This window comes from Lentzea sp. NPDC037011 (genome assembly GCF_055607425.1).
The window spans coordinates 589739-604878 of the sequence record NZ_JBVJRT010000006.1 but is presented as its reverse complement, the minus strand read 5'-3'; the positions used below and the strand labels follow the sequence as shown (position 1 = coordinate 604878).

The 15140-nt window shown below is 69.6% G+C and carries 13 protein-coding genes; 11 read left to right on the top strand and 2 right to left on the bottom strand.

Annotated elements, in window-relative coordinates:
• Positions 1-105: 105 nt before the first annotated feature.
• The 5 genes from ACZ7CH_RS22060 (at position 106) to ACZ7CH_RS22040 (ending at position 5635) form a co-directional block, all read left to right on the top strand.
• Complete coding sequence (locus ACZ7CH_RS22060; protein ID WP_470374716.1) at positions 106-2838, top strand: nSTAND1 domain-containing NTPase; 2733 nt, start codon at positions 106-108, stop codon at positions 2836-2838.
• Between the two features lie 81 nt (positions 2839-2919).
• Entirely contained in the window at positions 2920-3663 is a 744-nt protein-coding gene (locus ACZ7CH_RS22055; protein WP_470374715.1) for an ABC transporter permease, read from the top strand.
• A complete protein-coding gene (locus ACZ7CH_RS22050) occupies positions 3660-4427 on the top strand; it encodes an ABC transporter permease (protein ID WP_360392580.1) in 768 nt (255 codons plus the stop codon). Before ACZ7CH_RS22055 ends, ACZ7CH_RS22050 begins: the two co-directional genes overlap by 4 nt.
• Positions 4411-5208, top strand: coding sequence for an ABC transporter ATP-binding protein (locus ACZ7CH_RS22045; RefSeq protein ID WP_360392578.1), 798 nt, complete (start codon positions 4411-4413; stop codon positions 5206-5208). The genes ACZ7CH_RS22050 and ACZ7CH_RS22045 overlap by 17 nt, the downstream gene beginning before the upstream one ends.
• Before the next feature lie 13 nt (positions 5209-5221).
• Positions 5222-5635 (top strand): DUF5956 family protein, encoded by a 414-nt coding sequence (locus ACZ7CH_RS22040; RefSeq protein WP_360392575.1) that lies wholly within the window; start codon positions 5222-5224, stop codon positions 5633-5635.
• Positions 5636-5878: 243 nt separating this feature from the next.
• Here ACZ7CH_RS22040 and ACZ7CH_RS22035 read toward each other — a convergent pair whose 3' ends face one another.
• Positions 5879-6610, bottom strand: a complete 732-nt coding sequence (locus ACZ7CH_RS22035; protein WP_458430926.1) for an IniB N-terminal domain-containing protein — start codon at positions 6608-6610, stop codon at positions 5879-5881.
• 154 nt (positions 6611-6764) lie between these two features.
• On the bottom strand, positions 6765-7934 hold the full coding sequence (locus ACZ7CH_RS22030; protein WP_470374714.1) for a 4-hydroxybenzoate 3-monooxygenase: 1170 nt from the start codon (positions 7932-7934) through the stop codon (positions 6765-6767).
• A 178-nt stretch (positions 7935-8112) separates the two neighbouring features.
• Here ACZ7CH_RS22030 and ACZ7CH_RS22025 point away from each other — a divergent pair, with 178 nt between their 5' ends.
• The 6 genes from ACZ7CH_RS22025 (at position 8113) to ACZ7CH_RS22000 (ending at position 15062) form a co-directional block, all read left to right on the top strand.
• Positions 8113-9129 carry an ABC transporter substrate-binding protein gene (locus ACZ7CH_RS22025; RefSeq protein ID WP_360392566.1) on the top strand — a complete coding sequence of 339 codons (1017 nt, stop codon included), beginning with the start codon at positions 8113-8115 and terminating at the stop codon, positions 9127-9129.
• Between the two features lie 299 nt (positions 9130-9428).
• Positions 9429-12131 (top strand): nitrate- and nitrite sensing domain-containing protein, encoded by a 2703-nt coding sequence (locus tag ACZ7CH_RS22020; protein ID WP_360392564.1) that lies wholly within the window; start codon positions 9429-9431, stop codon positions 12129-12131.
• A complete protein-coding gene (locus tag ACZ7CH_RS22015; protein WP_360392562.1) occupies positions 12128-12550 on the top strand; it encodes a roadblock/LC7 domain-containing protein in 423 nt (140 codons plus the stop codon). Before ACZ7CH_RS22020 ends, ACZ7CH_RS22015 begins: the two co-directional genes overlap by 4 nt.
• A 31-nt stretch (positions 12551-12581) precedes the next feature.
• Entirely contained in the window at positions 12582-13178 is a 597-nt protein-coding gene (locus ACZ7CH_RS22010) for a GTP-binding protein (RefSeq protein WP_360392559.1), read from the top strand.
• A 126-nt stretch (positions 13179-13304) separates the two neighbouring features.
• A complete protein-coding gene (locus ACZ7CH_RS22005) occupies positions 13305-14462 on the top strand; it encodes an alkaline phosphatase PhoX (protein WP_470374713.1) in 1158 nt (385 codons plus the stop codon).
• Positions 14463-14567: 105 nt separating this feature from the next.
• Positions 14568-15062: a snapalysin family zinc-dependent metalloprotease gene (locus ACZ7CH_RS22000; protein ID WP_360392554.1), complete on the top strand. Its 495-nt coding sequence runs from the start codon at positions 14568-14570 to the stop codon at positions 15060-15062.
• Positions 15063-15140 lie beyond the last annotated feature (78 nt).

The following is a 15140-nucleotide window of genomic DNA, read 5'->3' as shown; positions in this document are numbered from 1 at the left end:
CGTTCGTGTGACGTTCGCGTGGCGGCGAACATCCCGGTCGCAAGCGGTTAGCGTGGTGTTAGACGCCAGGCGAACCTCTGGTGGACAATCCGGCCGGGAGGCGGCATGCCACGAGGGGAACGACCGCTGGGGCCGGAGGACACCGCGCTGCTCCGGTTCGCCGGTGACCTGCGCAGACTGCGCGACCAGGCGGGCAAACCGAGCTACCGCGAGCTCGCGGGCAGGGCGAACTACTCGCCCACGGCGCTGTCGGACGCGGCCGGTGGGCGCAAGCTGCCGTCGCTCGCGCTGACGCTGGCCTTCGTGCGCGCCTGCGAGGGCGATCCGAAGGAGTGGACGGCGCGGTGGCGGGAGCTCGCCGCCGAGCAGGTCTCGCCGTTGCAGCCGAGCGCCCCCTACGTCGGCGCGGCACCGTTCCACGAGAAGGACGCCAAGAGGTACTTCGGCCGTGAGGCGCTGGTCGAGCGGGTGCTCGCGCGCAGCGGGTCGTTCACCGCCGTGGTCGGGCCGTCCGGGTCGGGGCGCACCTCCCTGCTCGAAGCCGGTCTGCTGCCCGCGTTCGACCACGCCGTCGTCGTCACCCCCTCCGACCGCCCGCTCGACGCGCTGGCCACCGCCCTCGCCGGCCTCTTCGGCACCACCGCCGAGCAGCTGGCCGCCGAGCTCGCGGCCGACCCCGACCACCTGCGGCTGCGCGTCCGGCAGCACTGCCCCGGTCTCGTCCTGCTGGTCGACGACTTCGAGAAGGCCTTCGAGGCCACCGGCTTCGTCACCGCGCTGCTGCGCTGCCCGCGGGTCGTGGTCGCGGTCCGCTCCGACTTCCGGCGGCGCTGCCACGCGCACCCCGGGCTCGCGCGGGTCCTGCCCGGCAACGAGGTCCTGATCGAGCCGATGACCGCGGAGGAGCTGCGCCGCGCGGTCACCGAGCCCGCCGGCCAGCTCGGCGTGTCGGTCGAGACCGCACTCGTGGCGCGGCTGGTGGCGGACGTGGCGGCCCAGCCGGCGTTGCCGTTCGTGTCGCAGGCGTTGATCGAGACGTGGCGGCGCAAGCGCGGCATGACGCTGTCGCTCGCCGGGTACGAGGAGTCCGGCGGCATCGAGCACGTCATGGCGCAGGCGGCCGAGACGTTCTTCTCCGCCCTCGACGAGGCCGACCAGCGCGCCGTCCGCACCGTGTTCCTGCGGTTGGTCTCGATGCAGCGCAACGGGGTCCTGCAGCGCAAGACCAGCAAGCCCGACGTCGAGCCGCGGCTGCTCGACCTGCTCGTCCGCACCCGGCTCGTCGTCCTCGGCGAGGACGGCGCAGGACTCGCCCACGACGCGGTGCTGCGCTGGCCGCGGCTGCGCGGGTGGATCGACGAGGAGCACGAGAACCTCCGCACGCACCAGCAGCTCGTCACCGCGATCGAGCTGTGGGAGTCGAGCGACCGCGACCCCGGCGCGCTCTACCGCGGTGCCCGGCTGCGCAAGGCCCGCGGCCTGGGCGACTTCCTCACCGCGCCGGAACGCCGGTTCGTCGAGCTGAGCGCCCGGCGCGAGACCCGCCGCTCGGTGGCGCTGATCTCCGTCGCGGCGGTGCTCGCGGCGCTCGTGCCGGGCAGCGTGATCTACGCGCTCACCAACGAGCAGCGCATCACCCAGCTCACCGACGAGGCGTTCGGGCGGCAGGCGATGGCCGAGTCGACGTCGCTGATGGAGCAGGGCAAGCCGTTCGCGGACAAGTTCGCCCTCGTCGGCTACCGGGTGGCGCCCTCGCAGGACGCGGAACGCATCCTGCGCCTGGCCAACGCCTGGACCCGGCGGATCGGGTTCACCGGCACCCCGGCGGAGAACGCCAAGGTGCTCACCGGGCCGCGCGGCGAGCTGGCCGCGGTGCGCGACGGCGACGGCACCGACCGGATGTGGCGCATCGACGAGACCGACCCCGTGCCCGGTGAGCGGTTCCCGGCCGGCCACCAGGTCACCCACCTCGCCGAGCGCCGCGCCATCACCCAGGACCCCGGCGGCCGGCAGTACCTGTGGTCGGTCACCGACCACACCCGGATGTCGCTGCTCTACCGGCTGCCCGCCGGGTTCCGCGCACAGGACCTCAGCGCGGACGGCTCACGGGTCGTCGGCTACCACGACGACTCCGACCCCGGCCTGCTCAACCCGAACACCCGCGGCCGCGCCATCCTGCTCGACCTCGCCGACGGCCGGGCGCCGGAGGAGATCCAGATGCCGGTGCGCAGCCCGGACGGCGTCGGGCTGAGCCGCGACGGCCGCGAACTCGCCACCGCGCTGCACGACCGGGCCGGCGGCACCACCACGATCAGCCAGTGGCGGATCGGCGCGACCCTGGAACCGGCCGCCCAGCCGCTGGTCCGCCCCGGCCTGGTCAACCGGCTCACCTACAGCCCGGACGGCCGCTGGCTCGCGGGCGAGCACACCCCCGAGTCGACCGTCGAGGTGTGGCAGCTGGTGCCGGGCGGGACCCCGGTGCCCACCGCCACCCTGTCGACCACGGTGCCCAGCGGCGCCTGGGTCACGTTCGGCACCGACGACCGCATCGCCGTCGTGCGCGCGCAGACGTTCGAGGTGTACCGGCTCTACCCCGGCGGCAGGCAGCCCGACCGGCTCGCCTCGGTCACCGGCCACGGCGGCTCGGTGTACGCGACCTACCGGCCCGCGCACGACGACTTCCTCGTCCGCAGCGGCGGCACCGACCCGCAGCTGCTGACCTACGAGCTCGACGCCGGGCGCATCCGCCGCGAGATGTGCGCGGAGGGGCGTGCGCGGCTCACGGACTCCGAATGGGTTAAGAGCTTCGGCGAAGCGGAGCGCGTCGAGGTCTGCTGACTGCCGCTGATGTGCGGGAAACACCCCGGAGTTGCCTCGACACGCATTGTGGTTGAGTGATCAACTCTCTAGGGTGACCGAGTGCGTGCGTTCACAAGGGGACTCCTCGGCATCGCCGGGTTCCTCGCGCTCTGGGAGCTCTTAGGACGCTCCACCCTCGTCCCCGCGGAAGCCCTCGTCCCACCGTCCGTCGTGTTCGGAGAGCTGGCCGCGCAGCTGGTCGCCCCGGTCTTCCTCCGCCACGTCGTGGCCACCGTGCTGGCACTGCTGATCGCCATCGTGGTCGCCATCGCCGTCGCGGTACCGAGTGGACTCGTGCTCGGCAGCGTTCCCGCCGTGCGCCACGCGACCCGCGCGGTCGTCGAGTTCCTGCGCCCGATCCCTTCCGTCGCACTGATTCCGCTCGCGCTGGTGATCCTCGGTTTCGGACCGGAAACGAAGATCACGCTCGCGGTGTACGCGGCGGTGTGGCCGATCCTGTTCAACACCATCTACGCGCTGGACGAACTGGACCCGTTGCAGGTCGAGACGGCCAGGGTCTTCGGCACCGGCCGCGTCGGCGTGCTGTTCCGGGTGGCACTGCCCAGCGCGCTGCCGTTCGTCCTCACCGGAATCCGGCTCGCGGCCACCACCGCGCTCATCGTGATGGTCAGCGTGGAGCTGATGGCCGGCGCCGACATCGGGCTCGGCTACTTCATCATGGAGGCCCGCAGCGGCGCCGGGCGGATGGACCAGGTCCTGGCCGGCACGGTGGTCGCGGGCGTGATCGGTGTCCTGCTCAACAACGGTCTCGAGCGCGTGCGGCGCCGGTGGGTGGCCTGGTGAACCGATTCGTTCAACGGTGGACCGTGTTCGCCGTGCTGATCGTGGTGTGGCAGGTCCTCGGCTGGCTCGCGGACGACCCGTTCTTCCCGCCGCCGTCGCAGATCGTCACCGCCGCCTACGAGTGGTGGGTGCTGGAGCCGCAGAACGTCACCGAGCACATCCTGCCGTCGGTGGGCCGGCTGCTGTCGGGCTGGGCGATCGCCTGCGTGATCGGCGTGTCGCTGGGCCTGCTGCTCGGCCGGTCCGACCGGGCGATGGAGTACGCGGGGCCGCTGCTGGTGTTCCTGCGCTCGATCCCGCCGCCCGCGCTGGTGCCGGTGTTCCTGTTGCTGTTCAAAGGCGGCACGTCGATGCAGCTCGCGACGATCGTGTTCGGCGTCGTGTGGCCGGTGCTGCTCAACAGCGTCGACGGCGCCCGCTCGGTCGACGTGACCAAAGTGGACACCTCCGCGGTGTTCGGCATCCCGCGCTGGCAGTGGGTGCTCGGCGTCGTGCTGCCCGCGGCCTCCCCGAAGATCTTCGCGGGACTGCGGGTCTCGCTCTCCCTGTCGCTCGTGCTGATGGTGATCTCCGAGCTGGTGGCCACCGACAACGGCATCGGCTCGCAGCTGATGCAGGCGCAGCGCGAGTTCGACTACACGCGCATGTGGGCCGGGATCGTCCTGCTGGGCGTCCTCGGCTACGGACTCAACACCGCGTTGCTCGCGGTGGAACGCAGGGCTTTGGCTTGGCAACCGAGGAGTCGTGATGAGCAACATGCTTGAGGTGGCCGACCTGGGCCACACCTACGGCGACTACGAAGCCATTGGGGGGCTGTCGTTCACCGTGCGAGCCGGCGAGCTCGTCTGCGTGGTCGGCCCCTCTGGCTGCGGCAAGTCCACCTTGCTGCGCACCATCTCCGGGCTCATCGAGCCGTCGCGCGGGGACGTGTCCCTCAAGGGCTCGCACCTCGCCGTCGTCTTCCAGGACTACCAGCGGTCGCTGTTCCCGTGGCTCACCGTGCAGGGCAACGTGGAGTTCCCGCTGCGCGGCCTGCCGCGCGCCGAGCGCAAGGCCCGCGCGGCCGAGGCGCTGGAGTGGGTCGGGCTCGGCAAGGCGGCGAAGAAGCGGCCGTGGCAGCTCTCCGGCGGCATGCAGCAGCGCGTGGCCATCGCGCGGGCGCTGGCGTACCGGCCGGCCCTGTTGCTGATGGACGAACCGTTCGCCTCCGTCGACGCGCAGACCCGCTTCGAGCTGGAGGACCTGCTGCTGCGGGTCCGCCGCGAGCACGACACGACCGTCCTGGTCGTCACGCACGACATCGACGAGTCGGTGTACCTGGGTGACCGCATCCTGGTCCTGTCCGGCTCTCCCGCGCGTCTCGTGGCCGACCTGGAGGTGCCGCTGCCCGCCGAGCGCGACCAGGTGACCACGCGCACGGACGAGGCCTTCGTGGCACTGCGTTCGCGCGTCGCCCGGCTGCTCAACGTCGGCAAGCCCTCGCTCGACGTGGAGAAGTGGGCGGAGGCCGAGCGGGAGTCGCTCAGCGAGACCGTCAGCTCCTGACACACTCTGCCGCGTGAGCGACTGGAACCTGTTCCTCATCGTCGACGCGGAGCCGGAGGAGATCTCGGCCGCGCCACCCGGCCGCGTGGTGGCGTTGCAGGGCAGAAGGCTGCTCCCGTTGTCCGACAACGGGTTCTCGCTGCTGCTGGCGTGGGTCGCCGGCCCGCGCCGGGTCGTGCGCACCCCCGCTCCGCTGCTCCCCGACCAGGACGTCGTCAACGCGTTCGTCAACTCCTACCTCGTCGAGGCGGGCGCTCCGCCGCGACCGGCCGGGTTCTCGTGGTACCTGGACCTGCCGGCCGGTGTGGAGCCCGCCGACGTGTGGCGTCTGGCGGACACGGGCGGCGAGCGGGGGTCGCGGGTGGACCTCCGCGGTGTCCGCCGGGTGCTGGAGCGCGGAGTGGACACTTTGTACCACCGGGCGTGAGTGCAGAGCCCTACTGGGAAAACCTGGGAAAAAGACCAAGCTGCCGCAGACCCGGTGCGGACGACGGGAAATCCACGCGCAGAACGGCTCCGGACCGCGGTGGTCCGGAGCCGTTCCGCGTCGCACGGACGGGGCTGTCAGAACGCCTGTCAGCCGACGAGGAGGCCGTCACCGTGCGAGGTGTGCGGGAGGGTGGTCCGGGCGCTCACAGGTGGCGGCAAGCGCCCGTGCGCTGCCGGTGGCTCAGAAGTGGATGTTCAGGTCGTTGCCGTTGCCCAGGCCGCCGTCGAGCAGGTCGAGGTCGCCGACGTTGAGGTCGCCCACGACCTGGCCGACGGAGTTGTGGACGTCGCCGACCTGCGCCACGTCCTGCACGACGTTGTCGCTCACGTCCACGACGTTCTCGACGTCCAGGTCGAGGTTCGCGACGTCCTTCACCAGCACGTCGGTGTCCTTGAGCAGCACGTCGGTGTTCGCGACGTCCTTGACGAGCACGTCGGTGTCGAGGTCCTTGACCAGCACGTCGGTGTTCACGACGTCCTGCACGTCCGCGACGTGGGTGACCGTGCTGACGACCGAGTTGTCCTGCACGACGGTCGTGACGTCCGAGACGACGTCGAGGGTGCCGGCGACGTCGCCGACGTTGCCGAAGTCGGTGACCAGCGCGGTCACGGCGGACGGAGCGCCCAGGTTCGCGACGTCGGCGATCGAGGTGAGGCCGTCGAGGTTGCCGGTGACGAGCTTCAGCTGGTCCGCGGCGGCGATGTCGCCGGCGTTCGCGAGCACGTCGTCGAGGGCGTCGACCTTGGCCACGGAGGCGGTGTCGAGCACCAGCGGCAGGATCTCCTGGATCTCACCGGGGGTGATGTCGCCCAGCCCGGCGGACTCGAGCACGCCCTGCGGGTCCAGCTGGAACGCCTCGCGGGCGTCGAGGTCGCTCAGCAGGGAGAGGGTGAAGTCGTGCAGGGTGCTCATGGAACCAGGCTCCTGATGTGGTGATCGGGGGATGTCGGGTTGAACCGTATGGATGACCGACACCCCCCGGCATCGGGAGTTGGCCCCAGATCGTGACGAAACGAGGTCCCTAGGGGGTCGGGATCACTCGTTAGGGGACCCGGGATTTCACCCGTTAGGGCCCCACATAGTTCTCGGCGAAGGTCGCCCGGTAGGCAGGGGACTCGGCCAGGTGTTCCAACCTGGCCTGCGCCAACCGTCCGAAGAAGGGGGAGCTCACATCGGTGTGGATCATGTTGACCATCCACTGCGAGAACTCCTGGGCCCGCCAGACCCTTTTGAGACAGTCGTCTGAGTAGGTCTTCAGCCCGTTCTCGGAACCGGTGTCGTAGTAGGCGATCAGTGCACGTCCGAAGGTTGCGGCGTCGTTCATGGCGAGGTTCATGCCCTTGGCGCCGACCGGGGTGATGATGTGGGCTGCGTCACCCAGCAGGTACAGCCGCCCGTAGGACATCGGCTCGACCACATGGCTGCGCATGTCGAGGACGCGCTTTTCGATGATCTTGCCCTCGTTCAGCTCCCACGACGAGTCGCGCAGCGCGAAGCGTTTGTGCAACGCCTCCCAGACCTGTTCGTCCGACCAATCTTCAGCTTTTGTCCCGACCGGCACCTGGAGGTAGAAACGCGATACCGAGGGGCTGCGCAGCATGTGTCCGGCGAAACCGTCGGCGTGCAGCGCGTAAATCACGGCTTTAGTCGACGGAGGGGCCTCCGCGAGAATGGTGAGCCACTCGATCCCGTGCTGGTGCGTGAACTCCGTCAGCACTCCCTCGGGAATGCTCGGACGGGACACCCCGTGGAATCCGTCGCAGCCCGCCACGAAGTCACATGAAACTTCTTCGCGTACCCCGTCTGCGCTGGTCCAGGCCACGGACGGGTGAGAGCTGGTCAGATCCCGCAACTCGACGTCACTGACCTCGAACCGGATGTCACCACCGGCGGCCAGGAATGCTCCGATCAGGTCTTTGACCACTTCCTGCTGGGGGTAGACGTAGTGCTCCCGGCCGCCGTACAAGTCGGAGTACGCGACCTGGAACACCTGTCCACTCACCCGGAATTCGCACGTTCCGTGACGGTCTGCTTCCATCAGCAAACGATCGGCGAGTCCGAGCGACTCCAGCATCGTCACGGAGCGGTGTTCGAGGACTCCCGCCCGTGGCCGGGTTTCCACGTGGGTACGACTGGCCCTTTCCAGCACCACGCAGTCGATGCCTGACTGCTGGATCAAGTTTGCCAAGGTCAGACCGGCCGGCCCGGCGCCGACGACGGCTACAGCGCGCTTCAACTGGGGTTCTCCTAGCCCTAGACCTGCTGTGCTTAGATGCTCACCGCAGGTAGTGGACTGGAACCTGCTCGTGTCGGTCAACTGGGGTCTTTTGGAGCAGCGTCATTACTCTGAGTGGTTGACCGTCGCGACAAAATCCCCGCAACGACGACACCGCTCCGACAGGAGAGTGCTCCCGATGACTCGAAGAGTCCGCCGCACCGCCGTCCGTGGCATCGCCCTCGCCACGCTGCTCGCCACCGTGGCGAGCTGTGGACTGCTCGGCGGCGAAGAGCAGTCACCCCCGGCCGACCAGAACAGCGGCGGCAAGGTCGAGAAGGCCAAGATCACCCTGGGGGTGCTGCCGATCCTCGACGTGGCCTCGGTCCACGTCGCGATGAAGAAGGGCTACTTCGCCCAGGAGGGCCTTGAGGTCAACCTCAAGGTCATCGACGGTGGCGCGAAGGCGATCCCCGGCCTGATCAGCAAGGACCTGGACTTCACGTTCGGCAACTGGGTCTCGTTCTTCGCCGCGGAGGCGAAGGACACCGCGAAGGCGGTCGACGGCCTCAAGCTGATCTCCGACGGCTACCAGGCCAAGCCGGACATGTTCCTGATCCTGGCCAACGGTGACTCGGCCATCAAGAGTCCTGCCGACCTCGCCGGCAAGACCATCGGGATCAACACCTTCAGGAACATCGCGGAGCTCACCGCGAAGGCCACCCTCGAAGCCGCGAACGTCGACGTGAACTCGGTGAAGTTCAAGGAGATGCCGTTCCCGGACATGCAGGCGGCGGTCCAGAACAAGACCGTCGACGCGGCCTTCATGGTCGAGCCGTTCATCACCCGCGCCCAGCGCGCCGCCGGCCAGATCAAGGTCCTGGACGCCGCGACCGGCCCGACGGACAACATCCCGATCGCGGGCTACGCCACCACCGGCGCGTTCGCCAAGGAGAACCCGAAGACCGTCGCCGCGTTCCAGCGCGCGATGGCCAAGGGCCAGGCCGACGCCACCGACCGCCCCACGGTGGAGCCGCTGCTGGTCGAGTACGCCAAGGTCGACAAGGAAACCGCAGGTCTTGTCCACTTCGGCGCGTTCCCGACGACGCTCGACGCGACCCGCCTGCAGCGCGTGGTCCAGCTGATGGTGCGCTACGGGATGCTGGACAAGGAGCTCGACGTGAAGCCGATGCTCATCCAGCCCTCCGGTAGTTGACGAACAGCGCGGGGGGCTGTGATCGCGCCGTGATCGAAAGCCCCCCGCGGCGGTCGTCTGCGCCGCAAGAATTATCGGCAAGGGGCCGTTTAGCCGCCCCTGCACAGTTGTTGATTCTCGAACCAGCTGTTTTGTCGTCCGAACGGCGGTATGAGAACGGTGCGTTTTACTCCAAGATCCACCAGGTTTGCAGCTATTAAACGGGGCGGGGAGTGTTGACGGTGCGCGGTCGTGAGGACCAGCGAGGCATCGACCGGTTCCGCCTACGCAACTGGCGGTTGCGGAGCAAGCTCGCAGTGGTGTTGTTGGTTCCGGCCCTGAGCACCGCGACTCTCGCGGGCCTGCGGCTGAACACCCAGCTCGACGACGTCGAACTCTTCGGCAAAGTCCAGCGCGAGCTCGCTGTCAGCCACCAGGCGGCGAAGGTGGAGAGCGCTCTGCAGGTCGAGCGCGACTGGGCGGTCCAGTGTGTGGCCGCCGGCAGGCAGAACGCGTGCCCCGAGCACGCGGCGAAGACCGGTCTTACCGACACGGAGTTGGACAAGTACCGGAACTCGGGCGCGACGGCCTCCGGCCTGAGCGCGCCCCTCCAGGAGTCGTTCACCAAGTCGCTGCAGTCCCTCGACGGACTGGCGAGCCTGCGGGTGACCATCCTGAGCACGAAGTACCCGGACGTCGCTGTCATCAGCGCGTACAACCAGATCAGCGCCTCGCTCAGCCAGGTGCACCGTGCCGTGGTGTCGAGCCTGAGCGAGCCGGAGATCGTGCCGCTGGTCACGGCCGCGCAGGCGCTCTACAGCGCCCAGGAGCAGCTCGGCCAGCAGAACGCGATCCTGACGTCCACCGCGCTGCGCAGGGGCTTCGCGCCCGGTGCCGCCGACGAGCTGCGTGCCGCGCAGTCCCGTCTGGACGCCGCGTTCACGGAGTTCAACGACCTGGCGTCGGCGGAGAACCGGCAGCGGTTCCAGGACGTCGTGTCCGGTTCCGCCGTGGACGGTCGCAACCGGCTGGTGCGGCTCGCGCTCGCGCAGGACTTCGAGCGCGAGACGATCACCATCACCGACGCCGAGGTGCTGAAGATCGGCCAGGACACCGCGAACCTGGTCGCCCAGGTCGCGGGCGACCTGGAGGGCCAGGCCGACGCGACGACCACGCGTCTCGCCGACACGGCGCGTTCGGACGCCTGGCGGGACGCGGCACTGGTCGCGATCTCGCTGCTGCTCGCGTTCGGTCTCATGGCGATGGTCGCGCAGTCCATGCTGCGGCCGCTGCGCATCCTGCGCCGCAGCGCGCTCGACGTGGCGCGCAACCAGCTGCCGGAGGCGATCAAGCGAATCCGGTCGCACCGCGACCCGGAACGCGCCGCCGAGGAGGCGATCGTCCCGGTGCCGCTCAACACGACCGAGGAGGTCGGCCAGGTCGCGCGGGCGTTCGACCTGGTGCAGCGCGAAGCAGTCCGCCTCGCCGTCGAGCAGGTGGCCCTGCGCGCGAACGTCAACGACATGTTCATCAACCTGTCGCGGCGCTCGCAGGCGTTGGTGGAGCGGCAGATCAGCGTGATCGACCGGCTCGAGCAGGATGAGCAGGACCCCGACCACCTGGCGTCGCTGTTCGAGCTCGACCACCTCGCGACGCAGATGCGCCGCAACAGCGAGAACCTGCTCGTGCTCTCCGGCACGACGGTCAACCGCCGCGTCACCCGGCCCGTCGCGATCGCCGAGGTCCTCGGCGCCGCGGTCTCCGAGGTCGAGAAGTACGCGCGCGTGCAGATCGCGCCGACGCCGGAGCTCATGGTGCAGGGCCGCGTGGTCAACGACCTCGCGCACCTCGTGGCCGAGCTGCTCGACAACGCCACGGCCTTCTCCAAGCCCACCAGCAAGGTGACGGTGCGGACGATAGAGACCCGCAAGGGCGAGGTCGCGATCCGCATCCACGACCGCGGTGTCGGCATGCAGGAGCAGGACGTCGTCGAGTTCAACGCGAAGCTCGCCGAGCCGCCGGAGGTCGACGTCTCCGTGGCCCGCGAGATGGGCCTGTACGTGGTCGGCCAGCTCGCCAAGCGGCACGACATCCGCGTGACGCTGGCGAACAACGACGACATAGAGGGTGGTGTCACCGCCCAGGTCGTGCTGCCGGCCTCGTTGCTGCACAAGGGCCCGCCGCCCGCGCTGCCGCTCCCGGCCGTCGCGCCCTCGCCGGCACCCGCCGTCGAGAGCACCGGCGAGGGCCTCTCCGGTGTTCCGAAGTGGACGCCGGAGTACCCGGTCGTGGTGTCGTCGGCGGAGACGGCGGAGGAGGAGCCCAGCGGGCGCCACCGCATCGAGCAGACGTCCGCGGACGGCCTGTTCACCGCGCGGATCGAGGCGGAGGAGACCGCCGTCGAGGACCGGTACTCCTACGAGCCGCCGGTCGAACGACCCGTCGAGGCCGCCACCGAGATCTTCCCCGCGGTGAGCGACGACGACGAGGAGATCTCCGCGGACGCGTTGTCGCGGTGGTTCCAGACGCCGGCCGCTCCCGAGTCCGCGTCCCCGTCGGTGCCCGCACCGGCAGGGGTCCCGGCGGTGGAGCACACGTCCGACGAGGAAGAGGAAGAACCGAGCACGGTGAACGGCCTGCCCAAGCGGCAGCGTTCGCCGGAGTCCGTGAAGACCGAGGCCCCGACGGCCGTGCCGCGTGCCGTCGCCGACTTCGCGTCCGACTGGGGCTCGGCCGACGAGGGCTGGCGTGCCGCCGGTGCGCTGGAGTCCGGCACCCCCGCGCAGACGACGGAGAACGGGCTGCCCAAGCGCGTCCCCAAGGCGCGCCTGGTGCCCGGCTCCACCCCGAAGCCGTCCTCACCGGTGCCCCAGCTGGCGACCGTCGCCGCGAGCGGTCGTTCCGCTGAACGGTTGCGCCAGCGGTTCGCCACGTACCAGAAGGGTGTCCAGATGGGCCGCGACTCGCTCTTCGACTCGGCCGTCGGGGACATCCCCGTGATCGCAGAAAGGGAACACCAGTGACCACCGCGACTGAGGAACTGGACAACTTCAGCTGGCTGGTCGAGGACTTCGTCAGCAGGGTCGCCGGTGTCGCTCACGCGATCGTCGTCTCGGCGGACGGGCTGCTGCTCGCCACGTCGGAGCGACTGCCGCACGACCGGGCGGAGCAGCTCGCCGCCGTCTCGTCCGGTCTCGTCTCGCTCAACCTCGGCGCGGCGCGCTGCTTCGAGGCCGGCGACGTCAAGCAGACCGTCGTCGAGATGGAACGCGGCTACCTCTTCCTGATGTCCATCAGCGACGGGTCCTGCCTCGCCGTGCTCGCCGCACCCAACTGCGACATCGGGCTCATCGGCTACGCGATGACCCGCCTGGTGGAGCGGGTCGGTCTCCAGCTCACGCCGGAGATCCGCGCCCAGCTGCACGTCTCGATGCGAGCCTGAGCAGTTCTGTCCTGAGTAGAGAGAAGTTCCCATGAGCAACGGTGCTCCGGGTCGTCCGGGGTCACCTGGGGCCGACCTGACCACGACATCGGCGAAGATCGTCGTCGCGGGCGGGTTCGGCGTCGGCAAGACGACGTTCGTCGGCTCGGTCTCGGAGATCACCCCGCTGACCACCGAGGCCGTCATGACCCAGGCCTCGGTAGGGGTCGACGACCTGTCCGCGGTACCGGGCAAGGTCACCACCACGGTGGCCATGGACTTCGGCCGGGTGTCGCTGGACAAGGACCTGATCCTGTACCTGTTCGGCACGCCGGGGCAGCACCGGTTCTGGTTCATGTGGGACGACCTGGTCCGCGGCGCCATCGGCGCCGTGGTCATGGTCGACACCCGCCGCATCGACGACGCGTTCGCGCCCATCGACTTCTTCGAGGACCGCGACCTGCCGTACGTGGTCGCGGTGAACTGCTTCGACGGGTTGATGCACCACCGCGCGGAGGAGGTGCGGGACGCGCTGACGATCGCCTCGTCGGTGCCGATAATCCCGTGCGACGCCCGCAACCGGCAGTCCACCAAGCAGATCCTCATCACCCTGGTGGAGCACGCGCTGCGGCAACCGTCGTTCGCCTGAACGCGGACGGGGGCGGCGAACCCGCCGCCCCCGTCCCGCGTCCGCCGCGGGTTCACCCCGGCGCGTCAACGGTCATTCGCCTGACCTTCATCCCGGGCGGCCCCCATCTGCGGCACGCTCCAAGGCATGGAGCGTCGGAACTTTCTTCGTGTCGCAGTCGTCGGGACCGCAGCGGCGGCGTTCGGTGGCGCCGACTGGCGTGAGGCCTTCGCCGCCGGGGCCCAGCCCGGTCCCAGCCCCTACGGTTCCCTGCAACCGGTCAACAGCAGCGGGCTCATGCTGCCCCAGGGCTTCTCCAGCCGCGTGATCGCGCGCTCCGGCCAGCGCGTCGCGGGCACGGGCTACACCTGGCACCCCGCACCGGACGGCGGCGCGTGCTTCGCCGACGGCACCGGCTGGATCTACGTGTCCAACAGCGAGGTGTCCTCCACCGGTGGCGTGGGCGCCGTGAGGTTCGACCAGTCGGGCACGATCACCGGTGCCTACCGGACCCTCAGCGGCACCAACGTGAACTGCGCCGGCGGTGCCACGCCCTGGAACACGTGGCTGTCGTGCGAGGAGGTCGACCGCGGCTACGTCTACGAGACCGACCCGTGGGGCGTCAAGGCGGCCGTCCAGCGCCCGGCGATGGGCCGGTTCAAGCACGAGGCGTGCGCGGCCGACCCGGTGCGCAAGGTCGTCTACCTGACCGAGGACGTGCCGGACGGGTGCCTGTACCGCTTCACGCCCACCACGTGGGGCGACCTGAGCTCCGGCACGCTGGAGGTCATGACCGGCGGCAGCGGCACGTCCGGCAGCGTCGGCTGGGCGCGGGTGCCCGACCCGGACGGCAGCCCGACGGCCACGCGCAACCAGGTGAGCGGCGCCAAGCGGTTCAACGGCGGCGAAGGCTGCTATTACGCCGACGACACCTGTTGGTTCACCACCAAAGGCGACGGCCGGGTGTGGGCTTACAACGCATCACAAAGCACCATCAGCCTCACTTATGACGACTCGCTCGTGACGAGCGGAACGGCTCCGCTCACCGGTGTCGACAACGTGACCCGGTCGTCGGGCGGCGACCTGTTCGTCGCCGAGGACGGCGGGAACATGGAGATCTGCATCATCACGCCGGCCGGTGTCGTGGCCCCCTTCCTGCGGGTTCCCGGCCAGAGCAGCAGCGAGATCACCGGTCCCGCGTTCTCGCCCGACGGCAGCAGGCTGTACTTCTCCTCGCAGCGCGGCACGTCCGGCAGCAGCAGCGGCGGGATCACCTACGAAGTGTCTGGACCGTTCCGGCGCTGATTGACACTTGACTCTTCTTGTGCGGCAACGCTGCTTCGATACAGTCGGGGAGCAATTACCCTGCATTGCGAGGAGATTCCTGTGTTCCTGCGCAAAACAATTGCCGTGGTTGCCAGCGCTGCCGCCCTGTCAGTCGGCCTCGTCGGAACCGCGGAAGCTGCGCCCCGCACCCTCACGTACAACTCGAGCGGTGCCGGTGAGTTCCAGGCGGCCGTCGACCAGGGCGCCCAGGTGTGGAACAACAGCGTGGTGAACGTGCGGCTGGTCAAGGTGACCGGCGCCGCGAACATCACCGTCACCGTGGACAACCAGTGGCCCCGCGCCTACGTCACGAGCCTCGGCCGTGGCCGGTGGGTCATGGGTCGTCAGGCGGTCAACGAGGGCCACGACACGGTGCGCATCTCGTCCCACGAGTTCGGGCACCTGCTGGGCATGCCCGACCGCAGGACGGGGCTGTGCACCGACCTGATGTCCGGTGCGAGCGCCGGCACGTCGTGCAAGAACCCCAACCCGAACGCCAAGGAGAAGGCCGAGGTGGAGGCGAACTTCCGTTCCGCCGCGGTGACCGTCGGCCCGTCCACGTTCGTGGACGCCGCCTGATGTGAAGTGCACGCGGGGGCCCTGCGTGACCCTGAGGGGAACGCGGGGCCCCCGCGTGACAGCAAGAAGCACCCGATC

What these genes read in the sequence shown, in the direction of transcription:
- ACZ7CH_RS22060 (WP_470374716.1), top strand. Translation starts at nt 106, where the DNA reads ATGCCACGAGGGGAACGACCGCTGGGGCCGGAGGACACCGCGCTGCTC.
- ACZ7CH_RS22045 (WP_360392578.1), top strand. Translation starts at nt 4,411, where the DNA reads ATGAGCAACATGCTTGAGGTGGCCGACCTGGGCCACACCTACGGCGAC.
- ACZ7CH_RS22035 (WP_458430926.1), bottom strand. Translation starts at nt 6,610, where the DNA reads ATGAGCACCCTGCACGACTTCACCCTCTCCCTGCTGAGCGACCTCGAC.
- ACZ7CH_RS22025 (WP_360392566.1), top strand. Translation starts at nt 8,113, where the DNA reads ATGACTCGAAGAGTCCGCCGCACCGCCGTCCGTGGCATCGCCCTCGCC.
- ACZ7CH_RS22010 (WP_360392559.1), top strand. Translation starts at nt 12,582, where the DNA reads ATGAGCAACGGTGCTCCGGGTCGTCCGGGGTCACCTGGGGCCGACCTG.
- ACZ7CH_RS22005 (WP_470374713.1), top strand. Translation starts at nt 13,305, where the DNA reads ATGGAGCGTCGGAACTTTCTTCGTGTCGCAGTCGTCGGGACCGCAGCG.